14 protein-coding genes are annotated in these 17,272 nt (G+C 47.9%); 4 read left to right on the top strand and 10 right to left on the bottom strand.

The window, feature by feature from the left end; all coding sequences use genetic code 11:
* Positions 1-43 precede the first annotated feature (43 nt).
* The 4 genes from ACMXI2_RS03820 to ACMXI2_RS03805 all read left to right on the top strand — a co-directional run bounded on the left by ACMXI2_RS03820 (position 44) and on the right by ACMXI2_RS03805 (position 4,360).
* The gene (locus tag ACMXI2_RS03820; protein ID WP_483780387.1) at positions 44-2,848 is read left to right on the top strand and encodes a M16 family metallopeptidase; all 2,805 of its coding nucleotides are present in this window, start codon (positions 44-46) and stop codon (positions 2,846-2,848) included.
* Between the two features lie 9 nt (positions 2,849-2,857).
* The gene (locus ACMXI2_RS03815; protein WP_483780386.1) at positions 2,858-3,265 is read left to right on the top strand and encodes a hypothetical protein; all 408 of its coding nucleotides are present in this window, start codon (positions 2,858-2,860) and stop codon (positions 3,263-3,265) included.
* 118 nt (positions 3,266-3,383) lie between these two features.
* On the top strand, positions 3,384-3,905 hold the full coding sequence (locus ACMXI2_RS03810; protein ID WP_483780385.1) for a hypothetical protein: 522 nt from the start codon (positions 3,384-3,386) through the stop codon (positions 3,903-3,905).
* 113 nt (positions 3,906-4,018) lie between these two features.
* Complete coding sequence (locus ACMXI2_RS03805) at positions 4,019-4,360, top strand: HopJ type III effector protein (protein ID WP_483780384.1); 342 nt, start codon at positions 4,019-4,021, stop codon at positions 4,358-4,360.
* A 91-nt stretch (positions 4,361-4,451) separates the two neighbouring features.
* Here the strand turns inward: ACMXI2_RS03805 and ACMXI2_RS03800 are convergent, their stop codons facing one another.
* From ACMXI2_RS03800 to ACMXI2_RS03755, 10 genes are all read right to left on the bottom strand, one after another.
* A complete protein-coding gene (locus ACMXI2_RS03800; RefSeq protein ID WP_483780383.1) occupies positions 4,452-5,231 on the bottom strand; it encodes a phytanoyl-CoA dioxygenase family protein in 780 nt (259 codons plus the stop codon).
* Between the two features lie 566 nt (positions 5,232-5,797).
* The gene (locus ACMXI2_RS03795; RefSeq protein WP_483780382.1) at positions 5,798-6,754 is read right to left on the bottom strand and encodes a DUF4434 domain-containing protein; all 957 of its coding nucleotides are present in this window, start codon (positions 6,752-6,754) and stop codon (positions 5,798-5,800) included.
* A 29-nt stretch (positions 6,755-6,783) separates the two neighbouring features.
* Positions 6,784-7,653 (bottom strand): alpha/beta hydrolase, encoded by an 870-nt coding sequence (locus tag ACMXI2_RS03790; RefSeq protein WP_483780381.1) that lies wholly within the window; start codon positions 7,651-7,653, stop codon positions 6,784-6,786.
* Between the two features lie 17 nt (positions 7,654-7,670).
* Positions 7,671-8,363, bottom strand: coding sequence for a GDSL-type esterase/lipase family protein (locus tag ACMXI2_RS03785; protein WP_483780380.1), 693 nt, complete (start codon positions 8,361-8,363; stop codon positions 7,671-7,673).
* 1 nt (position 8,364) lies between these two features.
* Positions 8,365-9,042, bottom strand: a complete 678-nt coding sequence (locus tag ACMXI2_RS03780) for a GDSL-type esterase/lipase family protein (RefSeq protein WP_483780379.1) — start codon at positions 9,040-9,042, stop codon at positions 8,365-8,367.
* Positions 9,039-10,901: a sodium:solute symporter family protein gene (locus ACMXI2_RS03775; protein ID WP_483780378.1), complete on the bottom strand. Its 1,863-nt coding sequence runs from the start codon at positions 10,899-10,901 to the stop codon at positions 9,039-9,041. Before ACMXI2_RS03775 ends, ACMXI2_RS03780 begins: the two co-directional genes overlap by 4 nt.
* Before the next feature lie 57 nt (positions 10,902-10,958).
* On the bottom strand, positions 10,959-12,350 hold the full coding sequence (locus ACMXI2_RS03770; RefSeq protein WP_483780377.1) for a DUF5009 domain-containing protein: 1,392 nt from the start codon (positions 12,348-12,350) through the stop codon (positions 10,959-10,961).
* A 22-nt stretch (positions 12,351-12,372) separates the two neighbouring features.
* Positions 12,373-13,773 (bottom strand): alpha amylase family protein, encoded by a 1,401-nt coding sequence (locus tag ACMXI2_RS03765; protein ID WP_483780376.1) that lies wholly within the window; start codon positions 13,771-13,773, stop codon positions 12,373-12,375.
* A gap of 72 nt (positions 13,774-13,845) precedes the next feature.
* Positions 13,846-15,513 carry a DUF5018 domain-containing protein gene (locus ACMXI2_RS03760; RefSeq protein ID WP_483780375.1) on the bottom strand — a complete coding sequence of 556 codons (1,668 nt, stop codon included), beginning with the start codon at positions 15,511-15,513 and terminating at the stop codon, positions 13,846-13,848.
* 35 nt (positions 15,514-15,548) lie between these two features.
* On the bottom strand, positions 15,549-17,255 hold the full coding sequence (locus ACMXI2_RS03755; protein WP_483780374.1) for a RagB/SusD family nutrient uptake outer membrane protein: 1,707 nt from the start codon (positions 17,253-17,255) through the stop codon (positions 15,549-15,551).
* Positions 17,256-17,272: the final 17 nt, after the last annotated feature.

Genomic DNA, 17,272 nt, shown 5'->3' with positions numbered 1-17,272 from the left:
CGGAACCGTGTTACATACAAAAACCAACAAAAGATAAACATCTATGCATTATCGTTATCTGGCCATAGCAGGGCTGCTATGTCTTTCAACAGCACACAGCTTTGCGCAGGGCTCCGGTCAGAGCCAGGTCATTCCGCTGGACGCTGCAGTTCGTACCGGGCAATTATCAAATGGGTTTACCTACTACATCCGTAAAAACAATGAACCTTCCAAACGGGCGCTATTCTACCTGGCCAACAAAGTAGGTTCTATCCTGGAAGATGAGGACCAACGTGGTCTTGCTCATTTCCTGGAGCACATGAACTTTAACGGTACCACCCATTTCCCCAAAAATGAACTGATCGATTACCTGCAGAAAGCAGGCGTACGTTTTGGTGCCGACCTGAACGCTTTTACATCGTTCGATGAAACCGTTTACCAGCTGCCTATTCCTACCGCCGATCCAAAAATGGTAAGCCGTGGCCTGGATATTATGCGCGACTGGGCACAGGAAGCCCTGCTGGAAACAGACGATATTGACAAAGAAAGAGGCGTGATCATTGAAGAGAAACGCCTGCGCGAAGGAGTAGCAGCACGCATTCAGGACCAAACACTCCCCGTGGTGTTAAACAATGCCAGGTATGCCAACCGGTCGCCCATTGGTACAGATAGCATACTCCTGCATTTCCCGGCGGCAACCCTCCGTCGTTTTTACCACGACTGGTACCGTCCCAACCTGCAGGCGCTCATCGTAGTGGGCGATGTGGATGTTGACCAGGTAGAACAACAGATCCGCAAACAATTTGCAGACCTCAAAAACCCCGCTAATGAAAAACCCAGACCCGATTATAAAATTGCTCTCACAGGCAAAAATCAGTTCCTCACCATTACCGACCCCGAAGTATCTGTCACCAACCTGGAAATGGCGATAAAGCATACCGCCGGTAAAATGATCACCACTACCGACTATCTCAACACGGTAAAACGGTCGTTGTTTAACCAGATACTCGGCGCCCGGATCGGGGAGTTATCTCAAAAACCCAATCCTCCATTCCTGGGTGTAAACGCAGGCATCGGCAACTTAATGGGCGGACTGGATCAGTTCTCCTTTTCCGTGACCGCTAAACCCGGTAAACTGGCGGAAGCCTTTGCCGCCGGCTGGTCGGAAGTAGAACAGGTAAAACGCTTCGGCTTTACACAATCAGAACTGGACCGCGCCAAAGTGGCCTACCTCACAAACCTGGAAAAAGCAGCAAAGGAAAAAGATAAAACAGTTTCTGAAAGCTACGTGAAAGAATACCAGGCGCTGTTCCTTGAAGGAGCGGCTTCACCAGGGTTCGACTGGGAATACAACTTCCTGAAAAAGGAATTGCCCGGCATCAGTCTTGACGACCTGAAAGCAGTAGCCAACGAATATATCAAAGATACCAACCGCGATATTTTCATCGTTGCCCCTGACAAAGAGAAAAAAAATCTTCCCGATTCCGCTGCCGTTAATGGATGGTTTAAAACAATAGCAGCAAGCTCACTGGCACAGTACAAAGACAATGTTATCAACCAGCCGCTGCTAAAGAAAATACCCTCACCCGGAAAAGTAGTAGCGCAAAAAAAGTATCCCGCATTAGGAATACAGCAGCTAACCCTGAGCAATGGCGTAAAAGTATGGCTCAAACCTACCACGTACAAAAATGATGTGATCCAGTTCCTGTCATTTGCACCGGGTGGTATCAATAAATATTCAAATGAAGACTACCCCAGCGCTTCCAGTGCAAACGGAATTATAAGTGGGTCCGGTCTTGCCGACCTTTCGCCGGTTCAATTATCAAAGGTATTAAACGGCAAATCTGCCTCCGTGGGCGCGTTCATCAGCGGACGTAGCCAGGGAGTTGGCGGCGCCAGTACCATAAAGGATTTTGAAACGGCGATGCAACTGGTATACCTGCGGTTTACCGCACCCCGGAAAGATACCGTGCTATTTGAAAATGCGTTGGCGCAATCCAGGGAGCAGATCCAAACCCGTTACAATGATCCGGGCAATGTATTTAAAGATACTGTGACCGCTATATTAAGCGGCTACAATTACCGCACAAGCCCATCTACTTTAAGCAGACTTGATAGCATCAGCCTGGAAAAAGCCTATGAAGTTTACCGCGACCGCTTTGCGGATGCCTCGCAGACCAACTTCGTATTTGTAGGGAATTTCAACACCGATAGCATAAAGCCACTGCTCGAACAGTACCTCGGTGCATTGCCTTCCCTGAACAGAAAGGAGAAAGCCGTTAAACTGCCGCTGCGCGTGCCTAAAGGTCAGCTGGTAAAAACGGTGACCAAAGGAACAGACAATAAAGCCACGGTATTACTGGTTTACAATGGCGACTGCGTGTATAGTACCGAAAATAAAGTGCAGCTGCAGGCGTTGTCTGAAATCCTTCAATACCGCCTGTTAACAAGCCTGCGGGAAAACGCCGGAGAAGTATACACCCCTTCTGTAAATGCAAATATGTCGAAAGAACCCGATCAGCGCTTTGCCGTAAATGTATCATTCGGCTGTGCGCCTGAACACGTAGAACACCTGGTAGGACTGGTGCAGCAGGATATTGCCAATTTACAGCAACAGGGCGCCACTGCCGATGAAGTGCAGAAGTTCAAAGCAGGCTTCCGGAAGCAATATGAATTACAGTCAGAAAGCAATGAATTCTGGTTACAATTTATCTCCGGGAAAATAGAAAGTAAAGAAGAATTGAAAGAGCTGCCCAATATAGAAAAACAACTGGGCCGCGTTAACGGCGCATCCATTAAGGCTGCGTCAAAGAACTACCTGAGTGGAAAGAATGTGATCCGCTTTGTGGCGTTGCCTGAAAAGAAATAGAAATTGTTTTTGAGTGATGATGTAAAAGCCGTTTCCTTTTTGGGAGGCGGCTTTTTTCTTAAGGAAATCTATCTTCAAATCCTACCTGCCAATACTGAAGCCAGCGCCGGACCTGTCTTCCCCGTTACTTTTAATGTCAACGATTTTACGCAGCAGCTGGACAGCTTTGGCCGCATCCCACGGGTGTTTAATTTCCCGACCGGTGAAGTGAGCAACCCTGCTAATGGTACCGCTTATTCGAACTACCGGGGTTATACGTTCCAGATACCCACCTATAACCAGGGAAAGCCAGGCTTTAAAACACAGGCTTACTTTCCTCTTCAGGGCAGTTACATCGTGCCTTCGATAACCATTAGCAGCTTCTCTTATGGAAAAAATACGAGGAGCCAAATCCTGTCAGGGTTACAACAACATTAAAAGCTTATATCGCGGATTTAGTGGAATCAGCAAAACAGAGCAGCTATAAACCCATCGGCATCCGGGAAAACATTTTTTGTATATTTATTTGTTGCTTCCTTTAAATATCATTTAACAGATGTCGATACATGTAGCCATTACAAGAAAAGTGCTTCCCGGAAAAGAAGAGGAATTTAAAGCAGCCCTCAGGCAATTCCTCGGTGAATCATTTATACATGGCGGCGTTCATGGCGCTGCCATGATCACATCGCTGCCGGGTTCAGATTCCAATGAAATTGGCATCTTACGAACTTTTGCTGATGAAGCAGAAAGAGACGCATTTTATAATTCAAAACTTTTTAAAGACTGGGAGGCTTACGCCTCAAAGCTTACCGAAGAACCGGTTTACAGGCCGCTAACAGGACTGGAAGCCTGGTTTCGCTATCCGCTGCCGCCTCCAAGATGGAAAATGGCTGTAGCCACCTTATGCGGTGTTTTCCCCACAAGCCTGTTGTTGTCATTCACAGTAGGCCCCTATCTTCAAAACCTGCCCATGCCGCTGCGGGCGTTTATTATTGCAATTTGCATGGTAGCCTTGTTAACATGGGTGGTAATGCCTGTGATTACCCGGCTGCTGAAAAAATGGCTACGCCCATCCTGAAAAAATCAGAACGACAACGTCATCTTTTTCTATTTTTGACCTGTTAAATGAGTTGTGCCGCCCCCAAAGCCTTTGCACAGCCTCACATTGATTTTAAATACATAATACGCTGGATGAAAGAGCAACTGATTACGCTGATTAAAAAATTAAAAGACAATTCACTTAGTTTCAAAGAGGTGATTGAATTTATAGAAACTCACTATCAACACCAGCCTGCAGCTTTTAAAAATGGAGAGGCATATAATGAAGCCACCCAAAATCAGGGAAGTGCAAAGGTGTTTGCTTTCGCGCAGTTAAATAACCTGAACAAAGAAGATACCCTTCACTTATTTGCTGAACACTACCAGGCTGTATTAAATACACCGGATGGTACAGATCATCAAAATATCAGGCAATTTATCATTCACGGCTGGCCCGGAGTAATCTTTGAAAGGCAAGCCCTGCTGGCGAAATAGCTCACAATACTTCTTTTGCAGAGAAAAATGAGCAAAAAAAGACGTCCGGATATCCCGCAGGCATATCCGGACATCTACTTTATTACACACGCTAAACGTCCAATGCGATTTTTATTGCTTCCTCTACCGGACTGCACGGGCCCGTACCACTGATATCAAACCCGCTTCTGAGTAACAGCGGCGGCTGTGCCATAAACTTAGGTACCAGACCACGATGTCGCTGGGCAGCATGAACCAGGAACGGATGACAAAGATATACGGTGCCGGCCTTTCCCGTGGCCTGCACTTCCTCCCTCTCCGGCAATTCCGGCAACTTCATTGCCAGCTCCATGAAAGAAAGTCCTTCTTTACCTTCCGGCTCCATCAATCGGGCAACATCCAGATGTGAGCCCTTTAGAATCCTGGTTGGCGCATCCCGCTCGCCGACATCCGAAAATAAAAACAGCATCAGCAAGGCACGGCCTTTAGAGTTTATATTAATTCTGGCCGCGAAAAAGTCATTCGGATCCGCACCGGCAAAACCCGCATCTACGTGCCAGCCGGTATCCCCTGAATCAACTTCCGACGGGAAACGAATGGGAAAGGCGCCCATGCTCATGCAGGGAACCCATTTTTCTTTACCGACCAGCTGATCGAATGCGCTATGAAGAACGGTGGTATTGGCAGCCTTAATAAATGGCTCCTGTGTATACATACCCAGCCAAACAACCGGTTTTGTCCAGGTGTTGCTGTCGTTGGGATCCGCCGGAATATCTTTCCATAGAATATTTCTTGCTTCGCTGGCAAAATCAGCAGAAAAAGCATTATCAATACGGACAAAGCCGTCAGTAATAAATGACTGTATTTGTTGTGGATTCAGGGTGCTGTGCATAATGTTATACTATAAAAGTTCAGACAATAAAGAATTGATGCCCCCTCCGGGACATTGATCTTAGTAGACTTGAAAATTTATATTATAACATTACAGTCATTCTCATGTGGCAAATTTATTCATTTGTTTTAAAATTACAATCACCGTTAAACATCTTTCAACCGAGGATAGGATCATATCAATTTTCTGCTTATCTTATGTGATAACGGCGGACAAATTTTGTCACCGGATCCCGTCAAAACCCACATACTACTATGAAGCATAAACTTTTCCCTCTTTAACAGCCAGGCAAAAAGCATATTTGAAGTAACGGATACTTTTTCCCACTTCACTACCAGGGAAATCAGCGCCTTGTATTTTGAGTATTCGAACCTTCTGTTTATGCAGCGGCTGCTGCCAAAGTTTGAGCTGAGCTTTATAGCGGATAGCGTTGGAAAGTACACACAAATGCTATCCCGCATTATGTTTTGATCGATAAAGCAGGTAAGCTATCCGATAACAATGCGCCACGACCCAGTGATGCGTCATTGAAGGAGGCCATTGAAAATTTGCTGAAATAGGGAAGGTTAACGGCCACATTTCTCCGCAACCGTTATTTCTTCCAGGTATTCCTTATACCGGTTATACAAATGTCCCGCCTGCAGGTAGGCCGACTGTGGGCTCATAAAATGAGAGAACTCAAAAGTAATGGCCTTATCATAACCTGCTCTCCTGGCAGCTTCCAGCTTTAAACGCAGCTTTTCAAATTTGATAGGCAAAAACTTAATAGGCATATCCCTGTCAAAACTTTCTGCATTGGTCCAGCATTGCAGCCCAAAGTGATCCGCCATTTTTTTATTGACTGCAAAAAAATCATCCAGTTCGTGGTAGTCAATATGCCCATCCTGGAACGCAACGGCATCCACCGCGCCTTGTACGCCGGCAAATATTTCGCTCCATTCCTGCTCATGCGCTTTGAGAGATACGGCATCTTCCTTTGTAATCACCGCCGATGCCGCCATCACTGCTTTCTTGCCATCGATCCACGGGGAAATCAATGTAGGCAGACCATTGCTCACGGCTTTGCATTGCAATCCCAACGTACGGAAAGCCGTGGTAGCGCCCCTGGTTTTACGGCTGATCTCCATGCTCAGGTACCATCCTTTGAAACTTTTATGATGTCCGTAATTTTTCCATACCTCATCTATAACAAAACGGTTGCTGTCGATTTCGTGCTGCATATCCCCGGAATCCCAGTATTTGCCGCTGTCGTACAACCCAAAATAGAATTGCATATCCAGCTCATCTGCCAGTTGCAGGAACAGCTCTACCAGGTCTACCGGCGGACGGTAACACTGCTGCTCTTTTATGAGATAGGCCGACGGATAAGTAATAAAACGCCTGTACCCACTGCGGATAAGGATCACGGTATCTATCCCGATTGCTTTCATGTGCTCAAAATCCCTGCGCCATTCTTTGGCTCCCCAGTTCTGATGGGGGATGTCGTGGCTGATCTCATCCAGGAATGTTCCGGTTATCTTCATATCTCCCTATAAAATTTATAATCCGCTATTTATTTTTCAATCAAATGCATCGGCGCCTGCTTTTTTCCCTGCACAGCGTTCTGCATAAAGTTATCCATCTCCTTAAACTTTCTGAACATAAAGCTGGCTACTTCGTGGCCTTTACCTTCATACGTGTAAAGGGTTACCGGCCATCTTTTTTTCTGCATTTCCGTAAAAAGCGTATAGCCGCCCGACATCATGATCCATCCGGCATCGGTAGCGTTGCAGAAATGATGCGCCGCAGTGGCGTAGGGCACCAGCTGGTCATTGGTGCCGTGCATCAGCAACACAGGAAACGGCCGCTGCACATATACCGGGTTCATATCCAGCACAGCGCCGGAAAAGGCCATCAGGCCGGCGTAACGGAATGGTTTATGGCTACTGTTTTTCCGGCTTACAAAAGGATTGAACACCAGGTTCAACACGGCTTCTGCACCGGCGCTGCTGCCCGCCAGGAATAACTTCAACGTATCTACGTTTAATGCAGCGGCATGCCCGCGTAAATAGCTGGTGGCATCACGGGTATCTTCTACGGCCAGCCTGATAGCTTTCAGTTTTTCCGGCGCCACGGTTTCACAACCAAAGCTTTTACCTTTCAGGTATAAACGGTATTTGATCACAAACACATTATATCCCATGCGGGCAAGGCCTTCGGCAAACGGCGCCTGGTTTACAGGGTCTCCGCCGGTAAAACCGCCGCCGTGTACAAACAGCACAGAGATGCCGTTGGCAGCAGTTTGCGGGCGGTAGTGATCAAACCATAAGGTGTCCGCGCCCTTCACCGCATAAATTTCCCTTGCTGGCGCGCCGCCGTACAAAAATGCCGGGATACATAACAACAGCCATAATGCCGGCCCGTATAATTTTTTATTATTCATAACGATACTTTTCCTTGCTACAGGTATTTCCGCTTTTTCAGGAAGTCCACCCACATTACGTAGGCCGCAGGTTTCAGGTGGATGCCATCCGCCGTCAGTTCTTTTACCAGGTCGCCATTGGCATCGGCAAATATTTCATGAAGATTGATATAAGGCAGACCATACTTCTCCGCGATCTTCCGGATGCCCACGTTCAACTGCAGGATGCTGTCTTTTTTATTTTTAAGATATGCAGCCGTTGTAAATGGTTCGTATAAAGGTAATACGCTTTGAATATAAATTTTTGTTTTGGGAGAATAGGTGCGGATATAAGCCACGATGTGATCATAATTTCCCAATATCACTTCCCGCGGTAGTCCCCTGCTCAGATCGTTGATGCCGATCAGCAGGAACAGCTTGCGCGGCGCGGCTTTCACAATACCATCCAGCCGGGCAAGTACGCCAAAAGTATTGTCACCGCCGATACCCCGGTTCATTACTTTTACGCCAGGCACCAACTCCCCCCAGGCGCCCCGTTCCGTGATGCTGTTGCCCAAAAAAACAATGGCTTTCTTTTGCAGCGGCAACGTGTTAAACAGCTCCATCCTTCCCTGGTAATAGGTGTTATTGTAGCTGCTGTCGATTTTTTGCGCTACCGCCGCAGAAACGAAGCTCACACATAACAAAGCCACACAGCTGATACGTTTGAAAAAATACGGTATTGCTTTCATACTATAAATACTTTTTACGTTTCAGGTATTCTACCCATAAAATATAGGCGGGTGGCTGGAGATGCAGACCATCTGTTGTCAGCTCCCGCTTCAGTTGTCCATCCTCACCTGCAAAAACATCGTTATGCAGATCAATGTAAGTACAATGGTATTTAGCTGCGATCTGTTGTAATCCTTCGTTCAGCAATTTAATTTTCTGGTTGCTGATCTTCGCGTAAATATCCGCCAACACCGGTTCCGTTACCGGCAATACGCTTTGCAGGTATAAGGTAGTATGCGGCGCCGTGGCCTTTACCTTAGCTGCTATCCGCTCATAATTGGCCACTATATAATTCAGCGGCGTTCCTCTTTTTATATCATTAACGCCTATGAGCAGGAATATTTTCCGCGGATGCAAAGCCAGCACCTGGTCCAGACGGGCATATACCCCAAAGGAGTTATCGCCGCTGATGCCGCGGTTACTCACGGTTATACCCGGCAGCACTTCGCTCCAGGGGCCCACTTCCGTTATACTGTTGCCCAGGAACACAACGCCCTTGGCCGGTGCAGGCAGCTCACTGAAAAATTTTACACGTTCTTTGTAATAGTTATTGGCATAGCTGCTATCCAGCGACTCTTGTGCCATTGCTACACTCGCGGGTGTTAACAGGCAAATTAAAAAATACATCATCTTTTTCATGCGGCAGTAATTTTAAGACGGTCGTACCAGGTGAATTTTAAAACAATCATGCAAAGTATCCATACAGTTGCGGCCAGGAAGCCATTTCTGAAATAGCCGAATACAAAAAATACCGGCATAATCACCATGCTCATCTGCCAGCAGATGCCTACCAGCACATTCAACATATCCCATTTAAACTGGCGGTTAGGCTCAAACGCAGGATCATCCTGCTTTACCCATTGCAATACGGTGTTCCAGTACCCCCACGGGCGGGTGTTGGCGTAAAATATTTTCAGGGTATCTTTTTCCGTTGGCGGCGTAAGCAGGCATCCGATCACGCTGGCCGACATCGACAATACCAGGATGATAAAGAAAGAGATCAGCGTACCGATACCACTACCAAACACTTCACTGTAGCCGCTGAAATAATGATTGCTCAGCCACTCCATCAGTTTAGGTACAAATGTGGCCGATAACAGTCCGGCCAGCATACCGGCAAAATAGCCGTAACCATTGAAACGCCACCAGATCCATTTCAATACGTTGGCAGCAGCATACCCACCGTATAATGCAGAGGAAAGCCAGATAGTGAGAGAACTGAGAGAATCTGCAAACAGGCCGAAAAAACAACCCGTAGCAATAATGCCGATAGAAACGAGATAACTACATTTAACGTAATGCCTCGGCGGCGCGTCGGGTCTGAAATATTTTTTATAGAAATCGTTCACCAGGTAGGCGGGCGCCGCATTCACAAAAGCGGAGAATGCGCTCATAAACGAGGCCAGCAAACCCGCCAGCACAATGCCCCGGATGCCTGCGGGCAGGTAATTGCTTACCACCTGGCTCAGGATCGTTTCAAAGTCGGGTTTTGCCTGCGATTGTAAAGAAGGCATAAATACGTTGAAGGCTATCAGCGTTAAAGCGCTCACCATCATAAACAGCGGGATGTACAATACCAGGTTAGTGAACCCCGACAGCTTGGCCGCTTCCCAGGGCCGGCGGGCGCTAAGGATACGCTGCATATCAAAACCCGGTACCGGGCCGGCCAGGCTGGCAAAAATGCCTTTGCCGATCATCATCAGCATCAATGCGCCAAACCAGGTAAAGCCATCTTCGGCTATTTTACGGTTGGCCTGCGGGAAGGTATTATCCCAGCTGAGGTGCAGCTTCCATTCCGGCCAGAAAGAGGCCCAGCCCTGCGGCAGCTGCTGATGCAGCTGATCGTAGTTCACACCTTTTACTGCGAATATTACCACCAGTATACAACTCACTACCAGTATGCCATATTGTAATACTTCGGTAGCCACCACGCTGTACATACCGCCTTTCACGGTATAAAGGGTCGTCAGCGCCACAATAATCAGCGCATAGGTTTGCTGATTGGTGAACATGCCATTGGAAAGATCCCAGGGCAGCATGTTGGCAGCAAATTTCCCGATGCCCACAAATACATACCCGATAAAACCAATCACGCTTACCACTGCAAATATCACTACAATCATATGTGCCAACCGGCCTCCCCTGTCATCGCCAAATCGTTTGATAATCCAGTCGGCCCCGGTCATGGCATTGCTCCGCCGTATCCAGATAGCCAGGAACACCATCACAAATATCTGGTTCCAGATGGGCCACAGCCACGGCAGCCAGGCCGCCTTAAACCCGTAGATAAATAACAATGCTACATAAAAAGCAGTACCGCTTACATCAAACATACCGCTGCTGTTGCTGAAACCCAGCCAGTACCATTTGATATTGTTATTCCCAAGGAAGTAAGACTGTATGTTACCGGAGGCCTTTTTGGAGATCCAGAACCCCAGGCCGATGATAATGACCAGGTATAATAATATAATTAAAATGTCGATGGTCGCAAGATTCATAATGTTGTGATGTCGGTATGATTGATAAAATAGTTTACCTGTTAACAGCAGCCATGACTATGTTTTCCATAGCCATCCGCGTTTTGTAAAAAACACCGTGATCAGGGAAACAATTCCCGTAAACAACACGCCGCTTAAAAAACCGCCTGCTATATTTTGCTGCATAGCGGTATATAGGCTCATCCCCCCGCTTAACCGCAACAGCGGCAACAGCAACAGGTTGCCCGATACATAGGCTACCATAGGGTTCCGGCCGTTCATGCTTAAATAGTTCAGGATACCGGCGCCGGCGCCGCTCAACTGCCAGCAATAAAAGGTTATTAGCATAAAAAATGCAAGCCCCCCGGTTACAAGATAATAACTGAAAGTGGAAGGATCTTTTTTTATACCGCCTTCATATGCCTCAAAAAAGAGACCCAGTAGCAAAAGATATACGCCCGCCTTTAAAAACCCTAGCAGCAGCGGCTTTGCGGCGTGTAATAATCTCCCGGAAAAATAATATAACAGCAAACAAAGTATGATAGTAATAACAAGATTAACAAGCAGATACCGGCCAAACAAACATACCACGTTGGTAACGATCACTGCAAACGATAAAGCGGCCAGCATACCCGTGCGGGCAGGTACTGCATTGTCCGCAGGCGGACGGACTGCATTGTGCTGCAATAACCACTCGCCCGCCAGTGTACCGGGAATAATGATGAACAGGTATTTTAAATAATAGAATTTATACATCCAGGGGAAAGGCGACCATTGAAAAACCGCTTCATTCATTGAACCAGGTACCCCCGCGCCCAGCAACACCGCCATCACAAAAGGGAGTAACCCTATCCGCAACCAGGGATTATTCCTGGTGCTCCACCAGGCCAGCGTACCCGCAAAGGCCATATTAGCCAGCACCATCATGATAATATCGAAGCGGTATAAAGAAAAACCTTTGCCATCTTCAAAAGGCAGCAGGTACAACAGGACGCCCGCTATCGCAAACGATAATAGTTTTATAGCTGTCCACAGGTTCGTTTGCCGGGCCGGCTTATACAATTGAAAACACAACAGGATAAACGCAGCCGGTTGTAACAGGTACATAAAAGGCGAAGGATTACCGGCTGAAACAATGCTCCTGGCATGCATGGTAAACAAGGCAAAAAAAGCCAACAAGAGGTATCTCCGGCAGGCAACCGATAACACAGCGCCAAAGCCGGCCCCCTCTTTTGCCTTCCGGCTCAATGCCAATGGTATGGCGGCTCCCATTGTGAACAGGAAAAATGGAAATACCAGGTCCACCCAGGTAATACCCGGCAACTCCGGCATAAAAATATGTGCAGGCGGCGGCTCCTGGGCATGGTACATCCATGCCGGCAGTATGCCAAAAGCAATACTGCTGCTGAGTACCATAGCCAGTATAGCCAGCCCTCTCAATGCGTCGAGGCTATTATCACGATGCTGCATGTGTTTCCGTTGTTTAATGCTTTTATTTTTGCAGGCCCGCTTTCACGGCATCCCACAAAGGCTGTTTCAGGCGATTGTATTGCGGCGCATAAATATGTACCAGGTCAAACAACATCACCCCGCCGGTAGTATTGGCTGTGATATATTTAATACTCCTGGTGATCTCTGCTTTGCTGGCCCAGTCCACATTCCCCATATCAATACTACCATATAAGGGCGCCTTATCTTTAGTCACGTAACGGGTTCCGCGGATAGAGCCTTCCACGCTCCACCAGTGATAGGTAAGATTGGCGGTAGCAGCATTTTCTGATAACAGGATCTGTGTAAAATAATTTCCTGTCATCATGATGTCCAGCTGCTCGGCATATCCCGTTTTATTGTATTCCGGGTAGGCCCAATCGAACCGGATGGCCTGATCGTTGAAAGGATCATACTCTTCGCTGGCCCAGTTCACGCCCACCTGGTAATAGGTAACATACCAGGCGCCTACATACACGCCAAAATTCACGGAAGATTTTACGCTCTTCACCGCTGCCCTGGCCTGTTTAAAAAAATCGTGGATCACGCCGGCCCGGTACAGCAGCCATTTCTTGTAATATTTGCCGGTGGCAGCGGGCAACACCTGGCCGCTGCTGGTTTTCCAGGTAGTAACAATATCGCCGGGAAAATTCATCTTCGCAGCATCATTATCATTGTACTTTGCTTTCAGGAAGGCAATAAACTGTTCTTTGCTGAAGTCGGAGAAATCGGCATCAATATCCGTATAGCGGGCATAATCGAGAATCAGCCCATCAATATCATATTTCTGTACAATCTCTTTGATGATATTCAATGCCCGGGCCTGCACTTCGGGGCGGGCCGGGTTTACAAAGGCATTGCGGCCGGTAGTTGTAACCGGCACGCGGTTGCCGTTCACATCGCATACAATTGATTCGTTCCGGCTTTTAAACGCAGGATCGTCAAACACGGTACCAATGCTTCTGCTGCCATCTCCCTCTACAAAAGTGACGATGGAAGCATATACCTTGAATGATCTTTTCCTCGCTTCGCTGATCATGAATCCTGCATAGTCCACGTTAGCCGGTAGTGATTTACCATCCATCGACGTTGCCTGTTTGGCGTATGCGCTGGGGTACATGGTGTAGCCGGTGCTTCCCTTTACATCTATCACCAGGCCGGTAACGCCTGTTTGTTTCAGCGTGTCCAGCACTGTTTTTATCTGCGTGGTATCGTTTAATCTTCCGTAGGTTCCGAAAACGTTGGAACGGGCATCTACCCACACGATCACATTCCTGCCAGGCACAAATGTTCCGCTGGTGTCCACCGGCGGAACCGTGGTTGGATCGGCTTTACCCGACTTCTTACATGCCGCTGCCAGCAGGAGGCAAACGGATAACCCGATAAAATGTACGTTGTGCTTCATGGTAAATTGATTAATGGTTACAGGCATTCAGCAGGCAGACCGCCGGTTTGCATCGCCGGCAGCCTGCTTTTTTTAAGGTGCATAAGTAGTGAACTCGCGCGCCATGACACCTCCGTTGGTGAGCATCATATATACCTGCATCCGCTGTTTATTATCGCTGTAGCCGATACAGATATCGGCGGTGCCGTTGCCATTGGCAGTGCCGGTAAACAGGTCTGAGTTAAATATGTTGAACTGCGGGTAAGCGGCATCCGTAGGCGGCAGGCTTATTTTTGAAGGATTGGTGACATCAAAAAGCGACATCTGTACCTGGTTCAGATCATAAGAATTCAGGTATTTTACAATGGCCAGGTAATTGGCATTGTTAAACGTGCCGTAAGCGGTAGGCATGGTAAACACCACCGGATCGCCCAGGGTAAGCGCTGCCGATCTTTCGTTGGTAGTGCCGTTTACCAGTGCGGTTTCAAACTGGTAGTTAAGGAAATAATCGCCGTTGGCAGCGGCAGAAACAGGTTGTGCTTCGGCGTAATATCCCCATAAGCTGGAAGCGCCGCCGGCGATGGATTTATAATTGATGATTTCAGGATCATTGCTCAGCAAGGCGCCTCCCGCAATACGCCATTTGTAGATAATAGTAGATTGCGCGGCGGTAGCCATGATCACCGCATCTTTATCAAGGTCGCCGAAAATATTCACCCTCCTGCCTACGCCACCGTCGCCGGTGATGCCGGTAGGATTGCTGTTGGTCCAGTCTACCAGTTTTACGGGAGCCGCATCCGTTACGCTGCTGTATTTATACAACGTGAATTTGCTGTTTTTCGGCGCCCAGGAGGCTGCGAGCAGCTTTCCCGTGGTATCACCGGCGAGCTGAAACGACAGCCCTGTGAAAGGATAATACATCTCTCGTACATAAGCGCCCGTAAACCGGTTGTATACACTGTATTTGGAAGGACTGGTCCTGCGTACCAGCACAAGGAAATCTCCGCTCACGGTAAGAGAAGTTTCCATATTGGCAGTGAAAGATAATTCCGCGCCGGTTTTTGTCCACAGCTTCCTGTTGATACCTGCACCGTAGGCCAGTTTCTGCGGCTCGCGGGTGCGCAGCGTATAGGTTTTTGATACGCCGTCAATACCCGTTACGGTGAAAGGCTGATCCTGCGCAAGGCTGATCGTAGCGCCTTCCGCCACCGATGCCGTAGAATGTTTGTTGATTTCATAATTGAAAACAGCACCGGATAGATCTACACCTGGCAGCACATAAAAGATCACGTCTTTCTCCTGTATCACCCCTTCTATTTCCTGCGCCACACCTTCCGCTGTAACGCTGATCTTTGCACTGTTGATAGAATAATCCCCTACTTTTCTGGCTACTATTACATAGGAAGATTTGGCGCCATTGCCGGCCGTTATCGTGATGTTCAAAGGTTTGCTCAGGTCTGTTACAGCACCTATGGCAGGCGTCACCATTGCATCTGTGGGAATAGTAGCCCGTACAATCAGCTTTTTTAGGTCCACCTCATTATCGGATGTTGCCGGGTAATACCAGGGAACATCAAAATAAATGGTGTCATTATTAGCGCTGTAACGCGCGTCAAATAAGCGTTCGCTTCCCTTTCCATCTGTAGTGAGATAAATATCGCTTAATGCGCTCTGTTGCTTGCGAACTACCGTGTCGGGCTTGCGACAGGAAAACAGGGCGGCGGTAGCGGCGACGACAATAAAAAATATGTTTGGTTTCATGTGATTCATTTTGGTTGTTGTCAGGGAATCTTGATCTACCATCCTTTTATCTGGGTAAGCGCTGCATTGTTCTGCAGTTCCGACACCGGGATAGGGATATAATACAAGGCCGGCGTGAACTGCCTGTTCATGTTATCACAGTTCACTACTTCATATTTGTAGCCGTCGTCGGTAGGCGTAACCCGGTGACCGGTAAAGCGTACGTTGTTCAGCACAATATGCGCTTTACGCCAGCGGCGGAGGTCCCAGTAACGGTGTCCCTCAAAAGACAATTCTACCTTGCGTTCGTGTTCTATAGCTGTCATCAGGGCCGCAGTGGTGGAAGCGGGCGTATTGGGCAGCCCGCGTTTGTTCCGCAACATATTCAGCGCCAGCTGCGCACCTGCAATATCATTCAGTTTAGCCCTGGCCTCCGCAGCAATCAGCAGTATTTCTGCATAGCGCATTTCTATCCAGCTCTGCGCGCTTTTGTTCGCCACAAAATCGTTGACAGCAGGATTCAGCATCTTACGGATATAATAACCGGTTACCGTTTTGCGTGGTTCGCCGGTGACCGCATATTCTGCAAAACCCTCCGTAACATTGCCGGGCGTGGTGTTGAGCGTACGTCCTTTCCAGGAAGCGCCGTTATAAAGTATCGACGCATAAAACCTGGGCTCCCGGTTGCTGTAGGGATTAGCAGCCATAGCGGCATTACTCCAGGAAAATTTTGAGCCATCGTTCATTTCATATTCATTCACCAGTTCAGCCGTAGGTACGCCGTATACCAGGCACTGACCGGGTGCATCCCCTGGAGGTGCAAATCCCAGATCAAAATTGTGAGTCACCTGTGGCGACACATAATCCAGTTTGAAGATGGCTTCCCTGGTATCTTTATTGGTGAAGATGGAAGCATAATCAGATTCCAGGTCGTAGTACCCTTTTGCCGCAAGATCTATTACCGCTTTGGCGGCGTCGGCAGCATTCCTGTAATACGCAGGTGCATTGGAGGCATTCACACCGGTGAGTGCATCCTGGTTAAATTGTTTCTTATCATATTCCGCAATGGAAGCGGCATATAGCCAGGTGCGCGCCAGCATCCCATAGGCTGCGCCTTTGGTAGCCCTGCCGGTATGATTCGCGTCCTGTTGCTCCGGCAGATTTTCCGCGGCATAGGCAAAATCTGCAGCAATAAATTTCCAGCAATCTTCTTCTGAAGCCCGCTGATGTTCTTTGGTCATATACTGCCCGATATTGTCCATCAGGATCACACTGCCATGCAGTTTTACCAGCCAGAAATATACATAGCCCCTGATAAAACGCGCTTCCGCTTCGTACTGCTTTTTGGTGGCCTCATCTACTTTGGCATATTTCGCAAGACCGTCCAGGAACTCGTTCAGGCGGCGGATACGCGAATAACCCGTTTGCCAGTAGTTGAGTTGCGGGCCTGCCGAATTTACCCTGGACGCATCAGTTGCCAATATGTTCACTGTTCCATTACCGGCAACGGTAGAAGTATATTTTTCTATATCGCTTAACGCATCGGTGGCGTTATCATATCCAATAGGAAAAACGCCGAACTGGAATGTTTTAAACTCGCTGTACATCCCGTTGATATAAAGCTCCATGTTAGCGGAGTTGCTCCATATCGCTGTTTCCGTGTAGCGGTCCGTCGGGTCAATATCCACTTTACAGCCATGCGCAGCTATGATGATACCCATTGCCAGTAAAGCCTGTTGTATGGTGGTAGTTACCTTGTTCATAAAGATCTGTGTTGTGG

This window comes from Chitinophaga sp. G7 BAM 1005, from assembly GCF_057126945.1.
Note: the sequence above shows the minus strand (reverse complement) of the source record. Positions and strands in the feature narration are given on the sequence as shown.